This window comes from Pseudomonas sp. G34 (genome assembly GCF_031119625.1).
Taxonomy (GTDB): domain Bacteria; phylum Pseudomonadota; class Gammaproteobacteria; order Pseudomonadales; family Pseudomonadaceae; genus Aquipseudomonas.
The window spans coordinates 157165-169002 of record NZ_JAVHZV010000010.1; the positions used below are offsets into that span (position 1 = coordinate 157165).

At 66.5% G+C, this 11838-nt stretch carries 11 protein-coding genes; 8 read left to right on the plus strand and 3 right to left on the minus strand.

Annotated features, from left to right (window positions below; all coding sequences use genetic code 11):
• Positions 1-46: 46 nt before the first annotated feature.
• From QYS36_RS08585 to QYS36_RS08620, 8 genes are all read left to right on the plus strand, one after another.
• Complete coding sequence (locus QYS36_RS08585; protein ID WP_308839080.1) at positions 47-868, plus strand: ABC transporter substrate-binding protein; 822 nt, start codon at positions 47-49, stop codon at positions 866-868.
• The gene (locus tag QYS36_RS08590) at positions 865-1701 is read left to right on the plus strand and encodes an amino acid ABC transporter permease (RefSeq protein ID WP_308839081.1); all 837 of its coding nucleotides are present in this window, start codon (positions 865-867) and stop codon (positions 1699-1701) included. The genes QYS36_RS08585 and QYS36_RS08590 overlap by 4 nt, the downstream gene beginning before the upstream one ends.
• Positions 1702-1783: 82 nt before the next feature.
• Positions 1784-2239: a GNAT family N-acetyltransferase gene (locus QYS36_RS08595; protein WP_308839082.1), complete on the plus strand. Its 456-nt coding sequence runs from the start codon at positions 1784-1786 to the stop codon at positions 2237-2239.
• A gap of 80 nt (positions 2240-2319) precedes the next feature.
• Positions 2320-2766 (plus strand): Lrp/AsnC family transcriptional regulator, encoded by a 447-nt coding sequence (locus QYS36_RS08600; RefSeq protein ID WP_308839083.1) that lies wholly within the window; start codon positions 2320-2322, stop codon positions 2764-2766.
• A 507-nt stretch (positions 2767-3273) separates the two neighbouring features.
• Positions 3274-4383, plus strand: coding sequence for a TRAP transporter substrate-binding protein DctP (locus QYS36_RS08605; RefSeq protein WP_308839084.1), 1110 nt, complete (start codon positions 3274-3276; stop codon positions 4381-4383).
• The gene (locus tag QYS36_RS08610; protein WP_308839085.1) at positions 4380-4898 is read left to right on the plus strand and encodes a TRAP transporter small permease subunit; all 519 of its coding nucleotides are present in this window, start codon (positions 4380-4382) and stop codon (positions 4896-4898) included. Before QYS36_RS08605 ends, QYS36_RS08610 begins: the two co-directional genes overlap by 4 nt.
• Positions 4895-6220 (plus strand): TRAP transporter large permease subunit, encoded by a 1326-nt coding sequence (locus QYS36_RS08615; protein WP_308839086.1) that lies wholly within the window; start codon positions 4895-4897, stop codon positions 6218-6220. Before QYS36_RS08610 ends, QYS36_RS08615 begins: the two co-directional genes overlap by 4 nt.
• Before the next feature lie 61 nt (positions 6221-6281).
• On the plus strand, positions 6282-7865 hold the full coding sequence (locus QYS36_RS08620) for a gamma-glutamyltransferase (protein ID WP_308839087.1): 1584 nt from the start codon (positions 6282-6284) through the stop codon (positions 7863-7865).
• A 217-nt stretch (positions 7866-8082) separates the two neighbouring features.
• Here the strand turns inward: QYS36_RS08620 and QYS36_RS08625 are convergent, their stop codons facing one another.
• The 3 genes from QYS36_RS08625 to QYS36_RS08635 form a co-directional block, all read right to left on the minus strand.
• On the minus strand, positions 8083-9456 hold the full coding sequence (locus QYS36_RS08625; RefSeq protein ID WP_308839088.1) for a sodium:alanine symporter family protein: 1374 nt from the start codon (positions 9454-9456) through the stop codon (positions 8083-8085).
• 277 nt (positions 9457-9733) lie between these two features.
• Positions 9734-10582 (minus strand): alpha/beta hydrolase, encoded by an 849-nt coding sequence (locus tag QYS36_RS08630; protein WP_308839089.1) that lies wholly within the window; start codon positions 10580-10582, stop codon positions 9734-9736.
• Complete coding sequence (locus tag QYS36_RS08635; protein WP_308839090.1) at positions 10576-11790, minus strand: YeeE/YedE family protein; 1215 nt, start codon at positions 11788-11790, stop codon at positions 10576-10578. Before QYS36_RS08635 ends, QYS36_RS08630 begins: the two co-directional genes overlap by 7 nt.
• Positions 11791-11838: the final 48 nt, after the last annotated feature.

An 11838-nucleotide genomic window follows, 5' to 3' on the forward strand; every position in this document is an offset into this window, starting at 1 on the left:
ACACACAAATTGCTGCTCACAACCTTTTTCGCGCCCAAGGATCTCTGTGAAAACCACTCTGCTCGCCGCCCTCGGCCTGACTCTCGCCTCCCTCTGCAACCTGGCCCTGGCCGGCGCCACCCTCGAACGCATCGAGAAGAACGGCGAGCTGGTCAACGTGCTGATGGAAAACTATCCGCCGTTCTCTTTCCTCAACGAGCAGAACCAGCTCGATGGCTTCGACGTCGACGTGGCCAAGGCGGTGGCCGACAAACTGGGCGTCAAGCTGCGCCTGGAAACGCCCTCCTGGGACGTGATCGCCGCCGGTCGCTGGAACGGCCGCTACGACATCTGCATCTGCTCGATGACGCCTAGCCAGGCCCGCGCCCAGGTGTTCGACTTCCCGGTGACCTACTACGCCTCGCCAGCGGTGATCGTGGTCAACGCCAAGGATGATCGCATCCACTCGGCCAAGGACCTGTCCGGTCTGAAAGTCGGCGTCACCAGCGCCGCCTCCTACGAGAGTTACCTGAACAAGGACCTGGTCATCGAGGGCGCCGAAGACCAGCCGCTGGAGTATCCCTTCGAGGCCGTGCAGGTCGCGCCCTACGACAACGACACCGTGGCCTTCCACGACCTGGCCCTGGGTGCCGGCGTGCGCCTGGATGCGATCCTCACCAACCTGGTGACCGCGCAGCCGCGCATCGACCAGGACAAGCGCTTCAAGCTGGCCGGCGATGCGCTGTACGCCGAGCCGAATGCCGTGGCCATCGAGAAGAACGACGCCGAGTGGCGCGCCAAGGTCGAGAGCGTCTTCGCAGAGCTGCGCCAGGACGGTACCCTGGCGGCCATCTCCAAGAAGTGGATCGGTTCAGATATCAGCCAATGACGCCTCCACCTGAAACCCCTCGCCCGCCGCCCCAGGCGGGCGAGTCGTTGCTGCAGCGCCTGTTCGGTTTTCGCAGCCGCCTGTACCTCACTTGGGCGACCCTGTTCGCCCTGTGCGTGGCGTTCTTCCTGAGCTTCGACCTGAAGTTCTCGATCATCCTCGACAAGCTGCCCAACCTGCTCGGCGCCAGCCTGGCGCCGAACGGCTTTCTGCAGGGCGCGGCGCTGACCCTGTTCCTGTGCTTCTGCTCGATCTGGGCATCCCTGGCGCTGGGCTTCGTCACCGCCCTGGCGCGCCTGTCGAACAGCGCCGTGGCGTTCGGCATCGCCAGCTTCTACGCCTCGTTCTTTCGCGGCACGCCGCTGCTGATCCAGATCCTGCTGATCTACCTGGGCCTGCCGCAACTGGGCCTGGTGCCGGGCGCAATCACCGCCGGGATCATCGCCCTGTCGCTGAACTACGGTGCGTATCTCAGCGAGATCTTCCGCGCCGGCCTGCTTGGCGTGCCGCCCGGCCAGCGCGAAGCGTCCCTGGCCCTGGGCCTCAAGCCGACGGTGATCTTCTGGCGGGTGACCCTGCCCCAGGCCATGCGCACCATCATCCCGCCGACCACCAGCCAGTTCATCTCGATGCTCAAGGACTCGTCGCTGATCTCAGTGATGGGCGTCTGGGAGGTGATGTTCCTGGCCCAGTCCTACGGCCGCTCGTCGTACCGCTACATCGAGATGCTGACCACTGCGGCGGTGATCTACTGGTTGCTGTCGATCGGCCTCGAGCTGATCCAGGCGCGCCTGGAGCGGCATTACGGCAAGGCCTACCTGAACGGGCGCTAGGACGCTTCACCTGCACGGATGCTTGCGATGCTGGTCCCGGCGACGCAGGATGACCCTCGACCGACTTTCAGGAGAGCTGCCCATGAGCGTTCGCATTCCCGTGGAAATCCGCGCCGTCAGCGCCGCCGACCATGCTGTCTGGCTGCCCCTGTGGCAGGGCTACCAGCGCTTCTACATGACCGAGATCGACACGGCGACCAGCGAGCTGACCTGGCAGCGCTTCCTCGACCCCGCCGAGCCGATGTTCGCCGCCCTGGCCTGGCACGACGGCAATCCCGTCGGCCTGGTGCACTGGGTCTTTCACCGCTCCTGCTGGACCACGGGTGACTACTGCTACCTGCAGGACCTGTTCATCGGCAAGGACGTGCGCGGCAACGGCATCGGCCGCCAGCTGATCGAACACGTCTACGCCCAGGCCCGGCAGGCCGGCTGCTCGCGCGTGCACTGGCTGACCCACGAGAGCAACGCCAAGGCCAAGCTGCTCTACGAGCGCATCGGTGAGCGCGCGGGGTTCGAGCAGTACCGCAAGCTGCTCTAGAGACATCGACACGGCGACGTCGCAGCCGGCCTGGCACGCAACCCGCATCGCAGTCGGTTCATCTACCGACCGAGCGAACCATGAACAAACTGGACAATGCGTTGCTGAATATCCTGATCAAGGATTCACGCACCTCCTTCGCCGAGATCGCCCGCCAGTTGAACATCTCCCGTGCCCACGCCCGCACCCGGGTGCAGGCGCTGGTGGAGAATGGCGTGATCGAGAAATTCACCGCAGTGGTCAACCCGGAAAAGCTCGGCAAGGGCATCTCCACCTTCGTCGACCTGACCGTCGCGCCGCACGCCATCGAGGCCGTCGCCGAGCGGCTGTCAGCGACCATGGAAGTGGTCAGCCTGTACATCATGAGCGACCTGAAAAGCCTGCATATCCACACCCTGACCGACAGCTACGAAACCTTCGATGCCTTCGTGCGCCAGCACATCTTCAACCACCCGGAAATTCTCACCGTGGACTGCAAGGCGCTGCTGACCCGGGTCAAGCACCGGCGCGGCGGTGCGCGGCTGTAAGCCGGCGGCCTCGGTTCAGCGCGGCCCTGGGGAGCAGCCGGGGCGCCTGATTCAGGCCCGCGATTTCGCGCCCATGGCGCGCTCCCGGCAGAGCGGCGCAGAGACGGCCCCGGGCCCTTCGCCGCATCGGCGGTCACCATTGTCAGCCGTCCGCCGCACCGCCAAGGCTGCGTTAAAAGCGTGCCGGCGGTGCGTTTTGGTGCACAACTGACATTTGGCTGCTCACCGTGCCCCTGCTTGACGGTATGAACCCGAGTAACCGCCGCGACCTGCCACATGTTCAGTAATCACCGCTTTGCTTGTCGTTTCGTCAGCGCTGGGGCTGCCATCGCGCTTGGTTTTTGTGCGCTGCGAACCCTCGCCGAACATTCGAGCGAAAAATAAAACCGATAATAATCAACAATTTATAAAAATCTTCTGCTGGCATGGCAGTTGCTGATGGCAATCAGCAGCGACTTTACATCCGGCACGTCCGCACGCCGGTGGCCAACTGACAGGAGATCTTCCATGAGCCTCAATCGACGCAACTTTATCGGTGCCGGCGCCCTAGCCGCTGGCGCGGGGTTGGCGCTGGGTGCCAGCGGCGTGGCCAGCGCTGCGGTCAGCAGCAAGACCTTCAACTGGAAGATGACCAACGCCTATGCGCCCGGCTCACCTTTCTACGTGCAGGGCCCCGGCAGCCCGACCGACTTCTGCAAGCGCGTCGAGGCGATGTCCGGCGGGCGCCTGAAGATCCAGCACTTCGCCGCCGGCGAGCTGATCCCGGCGCTGGAGGGCTTCGATGCGGTGGCCAGCGGCATGGTCGAGATGAACGCCGCCAATGCCTTCTTCTGGGCCGGCAAGATCCCCGCCGCGCAATTCTTCACCGCCGTACCCTTCGGCATGAACACCCAGGGCATGAACGCCTGGCTGTACAACGGCGGCGGCCTGCAACTCTGGGAAGAACTCTACCAACCCCACGGCCTGGTGCCGATGCCCATGGGCAATACCGGCACGCAGATGACCGGCTGGTTCCGCCAGCCGCTGGAAAACGTCGACAGCCTCAAGGGCTTGAAGATGCGCATCGCCGGGCTGGCCGGCAGGGTCTACAGCGAGCTGGGCGTGGCCGTGCGCCTGTTGCCCGGTGGCGAGATCTTCCCGGCGCTGGAGCGTGGGGTGATCGACGCCGCCGAATTCGTCGGCCCCTATCAGGATCGGCGCATGGGCCTGCACAAGGCGGCCAAGAACTACTACACCACCGGCTGGCACGAGCCGACCAACGTCACCGAGCTGATCATCAACAAACAGGCCTGGGACAGCCTGCCGGCCGACCTGCAGGCCATCGTGCGGTTCTGCGCCCAGGGCTGCAATGTCGACAGCTGGTCGTGGTGCGATGCGGTCAACGCCGAGGCCATGCAGGACCTGGTGAACAACCAGGGCGTGATCGCCCGGCCACTGCCGGCCGACATCATCAAGCGCCTGCATGAGGTCACCCGCGACACCCTGTCGAGCATGGCAGCGGGCGATGCGCCGACCAAGAAGATCTACGAGCACTTCTTCGCCTTCCGCAAGCAGTATCTGTCCTGGGCCTCGGTGGGCGAGAAGGCGTTCATGGACATCGGGATGGGCGAGTCATGATGGCCATCGTCAGCCGCATCGAGGCGCTGGTGGAGGCCCTCGGCGCACTGGCCCGCGGTTGCGTGCTGCTGCTGGTGCTGCTGGTGTCGTTCGACGTGCTGATGCGCTACCTCTTCGACCTGAGCCCGGTGGCCTTGCAGGAGCTGGAGTGGTATCTGATTTCGCCCATCGCCCTGCTCGGCATCGCCTATACCCTCAAGCACCGCCAGGACGTGCGGGTGGATTTTCTCTACGAGAAGTTCGCGCTGAAGACCAAGGCGGCGGTCGACCTGTTCAGCGGCCTGGCCACCGCGGCCATCGGCTTCTACATCGCCCACCTGGCGTTCAAGTACACGCTGCAGTCCTACGCCATTGGCGAGGGCTCGCCCGACCCGGGCGGGCTGCCCTATCGCTTCCTGATCAAGGCCTTTCTGCCGCTGGGCTTCGGCCTGCTCGGCCTGCAGGGGGTCGCCGATAGCCTGCGCGCGCTCTGCCTGCTGCTGCAGCCCGCCCCTGCTCGGGAGGTACGCGCATGAGCCCCAATGAATGGCTGGCCATCGCCATGGTCATCGGCTTCTTCGCCATGATGATGGTCGGCGTGCCGGTGGCCATTTCCCTGGCCGTGTCCGGCTTCGTTGCCGGCATGCTCGGCTTCGGCCCGATGCTCTTCGCCCTGCTGCCGGCGCGCATGTTCGGGGTGGTCAGCAACTACACCCTGTTGGCGATACCGCTGTTCACCTTCATGGGCGTGATGCTGGAGAAATCCCGGGTCGCCGAGGACATGCTCGACACCATCGGCCGCGCCATGGGCGGCCTGAACGGCGGCATGGGCCTGGCGATCATCCTGGTCGGCGTGCTGCTCGGCGCCTCCACCGGCATCGTCGGCGCCACCGTGGTGACCATCGGCCTGCTGACCCTGCCGACCCTGCTGCGTCGCGGCTACAACAAGAGCGTGGCCTGCGGCACCATCTGCGCCTCCGGCACCCTGGGCCAGGTGATCCCGCCGAGCCTGGTGCTGATCCTGCTGGCCGACATCCTCGGCCAGTCGGTGGGCTCGATCTTCGCCGCCGCCTTTATCCCCAGCCTGGTGCTGGCGCTCATCTACGTGGCCTACATGCTGCTGCTCGGCTGGCTGCGCCCGCACTGGGTGCCGGCGATCCCGGCCGAGGAGCGCGCCCTGACCAGCCGCAAGCAACTGCTCAAGGACATGGCGCGCAGCGTACTGCCGCCGATGCTGCTGGTGATGGCCGTGCTCGGCTCGATCATCGGCGGCGTCGCCGCGCCCACCGAGGCGGCCTCCATGGGTGCCCTGGGCGCGTTGATCATCGCCGCCTGCGCACGGCGCCTGGATTGGCAAACCCTCAAGGCCACCCTGCACGGCACCCTGACCATCAGCGCGATGATCTTTCTGATCCTGCTCTGCTCGCAGCCCTTCTCCCTGGCCTTTCGCGGCCTCGGTGGCGAAGCCCTGGTGCACGAGATGTTCGACCTGCTGCCCGGCGGCGAACTGGGAGCGATCCTGTTCCTGATGGCGGTGCTGTTCGTGCTCGGCTTCTTCCTCGAGTGGATCGAGATCTCCTACATCGCCCTGCCGATGTTCCTGCCGGTGTTCGTCGCCTACGACACCAACCTGGTGTGGCTGGGCATCCTGGTGGCGCTGAACCTGCAGATGTCGTTCCTCACCCCGCCGTTCGGCTGGGCGCTGTTCTTCCTCAAGGGCGTGGCGCCGCCCGGCGTCAGCACCCGTGACATCTACCTCGGCGCCTTGCCCTACGTGGCGCTGCAGGCGTTGGCGGTGGCCGTGGTGTTCTGCTTCCCGCAACTGGCGACCTGGCTGCCCACCGCCATTGGCTGGTGATGGCGCAATCAAGCCGGGCCGGCGATGATCGGCCCGGCCAACCAACAAGAAAGGATCCAGCATGCTCAAGACGACCCATGCCACCGGCGGCCTGTTCGTGGCGCCTCACCACCTGGCTGCCCAGGCCGGGCGCGACGTGCTCAAGGCCGGCGGCAGCGCCGTGGAAGCGATGGTCGCCGCAGCGGCCACCATTGCCGTGGTCTACCCGCACATGAACGCCATCGGTGGCGACGGTTTCTGGCTGATCCACGAACCGGGCAAGCCGCCCATCGCCATCGATGCCTGCGGCGGCGCCGCGGCGCTGGCCGACCGCGATTTCTATGCCGGTCATGCGCAGATACCCAGCCGTGGGCCGCTGGCCGCGCTGACCGTGGCCGGTACCGTCGGCGGCTGGGCCGAAGCCCTGGCCCGGACCAGCCACTGGCAGCCACAGCTGGCGTTACCCGCGCTGCTGGCCGACGCCATCGGCCATGGGCGGCGCGGCGTGGTGGTCAGCCGCAGCCAGGCGCAGCTCACTCGCAGCAAACTGGCCGAGCTGCGCGATGTGCCAGGTTTCGCCGAGGTCTACCTGCATGACGGGCAACCGCCACGCGAAGGCGACCTGCTGCGCCAGCCCGCCCTGGCCGACACCCTGCAGCGCCTGGCCGATGCCGGCCTGGACGACTTCTACCGGGGTGAGCTGGCCGTGCGCATGGCCGCCGACCTCGAACGCCTGGGCAGCCCGCTGCGCCTGAGCGACCTGCAGGGCTATCGGGCTCGCGTGGTCGAACCGCTGAGCGTGCGCCTCAACGATGCCACCCTGTACAACATGCCGCCACCCACCCAGGGCCTGGCCTCGCTGTTGATCCTCGGCATCTTCGACAAGCTCGGCGTCACCCAGGCCGAAGGCTTTGCCCACGTGCACGGCCTGGTGGAGGCGACCAAGCAGGCCTTTCTGATTCGCGACCGCGTGGTCAGCGATCCGGGGCGCGTGCCGGAAGACCCGCAGCGCCTGCTGGCCGCTGCCAACCTGCAGCACCTGGCTGCCGCCATCGATCCACACCAGGCATTGCCCTGGCCACAGCCGGCGCAGCCCGGCGATACCATCTGGATGGGCTGCATCGACGCGCAGGGGCGCGCCGTGAGCTTCATCCAGAGCGTGTACTGGGAGTTCGGTTCGGGGCTGGTGCTGCCGGCCACCGGCGTCGCCTGGCAGAACCGTGGCATCAGCTTCTCCCTCGATCCCACGGCGCTGCAGACCCTGGAGCCGGGGCGCAAACCCTTCCATACCCTCAACCCGGCCCTGGCGCTGTTCGACGATGGCCGCACCCTCAGCTACGGCACCATGGGCGGCGAAGGCCAGCCGCAGACCCAGGCGGCGATTCTCAGCCGTTATCGCCTGGGCAGCGACCTGCAGGCGGCGGTCAGCGCGCCGCGCTGGCTGCTCGGGCGCACCTGGGGCGATATCAGCACCACCCTGAAGCTGGAAAGCCGCTTCCCCGCCGAACTGGTCGGGCAGTTGCGCCAGGCGGGGCATATCGTCGAGCAGCTGGACGAGGCCTTCAGCGACACCATGGGCCATGCCGGCGCCCTGCTGCGCCACCCCAACGGCGTGCTCGAAGGCGCCGCCGACCCGCGCAGCGATGGCAGCGTCTGCGGGTTGTAGCGCCCAGGCTACAGAACGAAATGGCCCCGCTCATGCGGGGCCATTTCGTTGCTGAGCTTGCAGGCTGACCGTTGCTCACGCTCTGAGCGAGAGCTGCCGCAATCGCTGGCTGGTGCCCGCCAATCGGCATGTAGGTTGGACGTCGCTTTTCACGTCCACCGACACGGTGGATCGATGCAGCGTGATCCACCCTACATGCTGTGGGAGCGCCGATTAATCAGTCCTCGCTCTTCCAGTTCTTGCGGCTCATGTAGTCGCGGGTTTCCTTGACCACGATGCCGGAGAGCAGCAGCAGGCCTATCAGGTTGGGCAGGGCCATCAGGCCGTTGGCGATGTCGGAGAAGGTCCACACCACTTCCAGGGAGGTCACCGCGCCAACGAACACCATCACCGAGAACACCAGCCGGTACGGCATCACCGCCACCCGGCCCACCAGGCGCTCCATGCAACGCTCGCCGTAATACGACCAGCCGAGGATGGTGGTGAAGGCATAGACCATCACGCTGATGGCCACGGTGTACAGGCCCCAGCCGCCCCCCATGCCCTGCTCCAGGGCCCAGGCGGTCATCGGGGCGCCCTTGAGGCCTTCCTGCATCCAGGCGCCGGTGACGATGATCGCCAGGGCGGTGAAGGTCACCACCACCAGGGTGTCGAGGAAGGTCTGGGTCATCGAGACCATGGCCTGGCGCACCGGCTTGTCGGTCTTCGCCGCTGCCGCTGCGATGGCACCGGTACCCAGCCCCGATTCGTTGGAGAAGATGCCACGGGCCACGCCCATCTGCACGGCAAGGATGATGCTGGACCCCAGGAAGCCGCCGGCCGCCGCCGAACCGCTGAAGGCATCGGTGAAGATCAGCGCGATGGCAGCCGGCAAACGGTCGGCGAAAGCCACCAGCACGACGATGATGCAGGCGATGTACAGCACGATCATCAGCGGCACCACCGCCGCGGCGAAGCGGCCGATGCTCTTGATGCCACCGATGATCACCACCGCGGTGACCAGCGCCAGGCACAGGCCGCTGACCACCGGCGATACGCCCCAGGTGTCATACAGCTGATGGGCCGCGGTGTTGGACTGCACCATGTTGCCGATGCCGAACGAGGCGAGTACGCCGAAGATCGCGAAGGCGATGCCCAGCGTCTTGCCGAACCAGCCACCCACGCCGTTGGTGAGGTAGTACATCGGGCCGCCGCTCTGCTCGCCCTTGGCGTCGGTCACCCGGTATTTGACGCCCAACAGCGCCTCGGAATACTTGGTCGCCATGCCCAGCAGGCCGGTCATCCACATCCAGAACAGCGCGCCCGGGCCGCCGATGCCGATGGCCGTTGCCACGCCGGCGATGTTGCCCACCCCGACGGTCGCCGCCAACGCCGTGGCCAGCGCCTGGTAATGGGACACGTCGCCCGGCACGTTGCCCTTTTCCGAGCGTTTCACGAAAGCCAGCCAGAAGGCATGGCCGAGCACGCGAAACTGCAGGCCGCGCAGGCGAATGGTCAGGTACAGGCCCGTCAGCAACAGCAGCGGGATGAGCAGGAACGGGCCCCACACGAAGCTGTTGATGCTCGACAGTAAAGCGAGGAATGAATCCATGGGGTAGTTATCCTTTTTGTTATGTCCATGTCGGCTTGTGGCCGCCAGGATCGGCATGGCGCGGTGACGCCGAAGTATCCGCCGAGCGGGCCATCGTCATGAACACGATTTCTGGAAAACGGCTGGCGGATCAATCAATTGCAAAGCACAGCGATTGTTGCCAAGGCGCCAAGGCTATAACAACTTGCCCCCAAGAGGCGGCAAAAAAACAGGCGAATTCACTAACTGGCCCTGGGGAAACAGGCATTAGCCATGCCCGAAGCTCGTTTGCCGGCTATCAGGGCCGGCTGCTCAAGGCGCATTTCAGGGGCGATTGCCGCCACTGCGCCCAGGCCCTTTCCCAGCCTGCATGGTGGGTTACCCCAGGCAGGCTGGCAGTTTCCACGCACCGCGCCGCGCCGAGGCCATCGAGGTAATGCTGCATGACAGCCGCCGGCACCAGCGTGTCGGCGGCCCCCGTCAGGTGGCGTTGCGGGATCTGCACCAGGCGCTGGCGGTCGTCCAGGGGCTCGAGGGAGCCGTCGAGGAGGCTCAAGTGTTTCACCTGCACCCAGTAACGGGGGCTCAGGTTGCCGGCCAGGGTCTGTACGCTGGCCACATCATCACGCCGGGCGGCCAGCAGCAGCGCCAGGGCGGCGCCGCCGGAATAGCCGACCAGCTCGAAGTCGTGGTTGCCGTAGCGCGCCTTGATCAGGTCCAGGCCCTGGTCGAGGCTGCCCAGCACCTCGGCGCCGAAACGCTGATTGGTCCACAGCCGGGTGGTGCAGCCCGGAGCCCTGACGAACTGGCAGGGCCGCGCCAGGTACAGGCTCGGCGTCGGGTCGCTGAACGCCAGGCGCGCCACCAGCAGATCACGCGGGGTCGGATCCAGGCTGGGCTGCGAGGGCGTCGCCCAGGCATGGCCGTCGCCCTCCAGATAAACCCGCAGACGCGCTGCGGCCGGTACATGGGCCGGCGCAGCGAGCAGCAAGGGAAAGGGCTTGCTGTCCAGGGTCTGTAATCGCTGGTCATGCTGGCCAGCCAGTTCACCCAGCCGCTGTTGCGATGACTGGCAGCCGCCCAAGGCAAGGGCCAGCAGCGCGCCGACAAGCAACGCGGCCGGCCTTGCCAGGCGGGCGATCAGCATCCGGTGAGCTTCGCCTCGCGGCGTTCACCGGGAAAGAACAGCGGCCGCAGGCGCACACCCACACCGTTACCGACGAAGGCAGCGACCAGCCACAACCAGCCATGCAGGCTGCCGGAGGCAATGCCGCTGAAGTAGGCGCCGATGTTGCAGCCATAGGCCAGGCGCGAGCCGTAGCCGAGCAGCAGGCCGCCGATCACCGCGGCGATCAGCGAGCGCAGCGGGATGTTCAGGTTCGGCGCGAAGCGCCCGGCCAGGCCTGCGGCCAGCAGCGCACCGATGACGATGCCGATATCCATCACCGTGGTGATGTCTTCCCACAGCGGCGCAGCCAGCGCCTGGGCATTGCCCGGCTGCTGCCAGAACGCCCAGGCGGAAACGTCCACGCCGCTGCCCTGCAGCACCTTGGCGCCCCACAGCGCGAATGCCGAGGTGATGCCCCAGGGGCGACCGGCCAGCGCCAGGGTGGCGAAGTTGAGCAGCGCCAGCAGCACCGCACCCCAGATCAGCGGCCAGGGGCCACGCAGGAAACGCTGCCAGCCCTGGTGCTCGCTCGGCGCCGCACGTTCCAGGCTGCCGTGGCGACGCAGCTCCAGGCGGGCGCTGATTGCCGCGATGGCGGCGAACAAGGCCAGGCTGACGATCAGCGCGGGCACCAGGCCCAGGCTGCTGACGATGGAGGTCGGCGGCAGGCTCGGCAGCGCCGACCACCACTCCAGGTGATGGGTCGCGCCAACCCCACCAATGATGAAGAACAGCAGCGTCACCAGCATCCGCGCATTGCCGCCACCCACGGTGAACAGCGTGCCGGAGGCACAACCGCCGCCCAGCTGCATGCCGATACCGAAGATGAACGCGCCGACGATCACCGAGGTACCCGCCGGTGCCACCAGGCCCCTGACCGGCTCGCCGAACAGGGTGCCGGCCGAGAGAGCGGGGAAGAACAGCAGCACGGCGATGGCCAGCATCACCATCTGCGCCCGCAGGCCGGCGCCACGGCGCTCGTTGAGCAACACGCGCCAGGCCGAGGTGAAGCCGAATGCGGCGTGATAGAGCACCAGGCCCAGCGCGCCACCGACGATGAACAACAACGCCTGGCGACCGCTGACCGCAAAGGTCAGCAGCAGCGCGCCGGCCAGCAGCAGCCCGATGGCCACCAATGGCGTACCCGGGCGATTGGCCGGCGCTGCGGCAGGAATGGACAGACTCATATAGACCTTCGAATAACCAATTGAAACGGTCGGCTATTTTAGCCCGCC

What these genes read in the sequence shown, in the direction of transcription:
- QYS36_RS08590 (WP_308839081.1), top strand. Translation starts at nt 865, where the DNA reads ATGACGCCTCCACCTGAAACCCCTCGCCCGCCGCCCCAGGCGGGCGAG.
- QYS36_RS08595 (WP_308839082.1), top strand. Translation starts at nt 1,784, where the DNA reads ATGAGCGTTCGCATTCCCGTGGAAATCCGCGCCGTCAGCGCCGCCGAC.
- QYS36_RS08600 (WP_308839083.1), top strand. Translation starts at nt 2,320, where the DNA reads ATGAACAAACTGGACAATGCGTTGCTGAATATCCTGATCAAGGATTCA.
- QYS36_RS08605 (WP_308839084.1), top strand. Translation starts at nt 3,274, where the DNA reads ATGAGCCTCAATCGACGCAACTTTATCGGTGCCGGCGCCCTAGCCGCT.
- QYS36_RS08610 (WP_308839085.1), top strand. Translation starts at nt 4,380, where the DNA reads ATGATGGCCATCGTCAGCCGCATCGAGGCGCTGGTGGAGGCCCTCGGC.
- QYS36_RS08615 (WP_308839086.1), top strand. Translation starts at nt 4,895, where the DNA reads ATGAGCCCCAATGAATGGCTGGCCATCGCCATGGTCATCGGCTTCTTC.
- QYS36_RS08620 (WP_308839087.1), top strand. Translation starts at nt 6,282, where the DNA reads ATGCTCAAGACGACCCATGCCACCGGCGGCCTGTTCGTGGCGCCTCAC.
- QYS36_RS08625 (WP_308839088.1), bottom strand. Translation starts at nt 9,456, where the DNA reads ATGGATTCATTCCTCGCTTTACTGTCGAGCATCAACAGCTTCGTGTGG.
- QYS36_RS08630 (WP_308839089.1), bottom strand. Translation starts at nt 10,582, where the DNA reads ATGCTGATCGCCCGCCTGGCAAGGCCGGCCGCGTTGCTTGTCGGCGCG.
- QYS36_RS08635 (WP_308839090.1), bottom strand. Translation starts at nt 11,790, where the DNA reads ATGAGTCTGTCCATTCCTGCCGCAGCGCCGGCCAATCGCCCGGGTACG.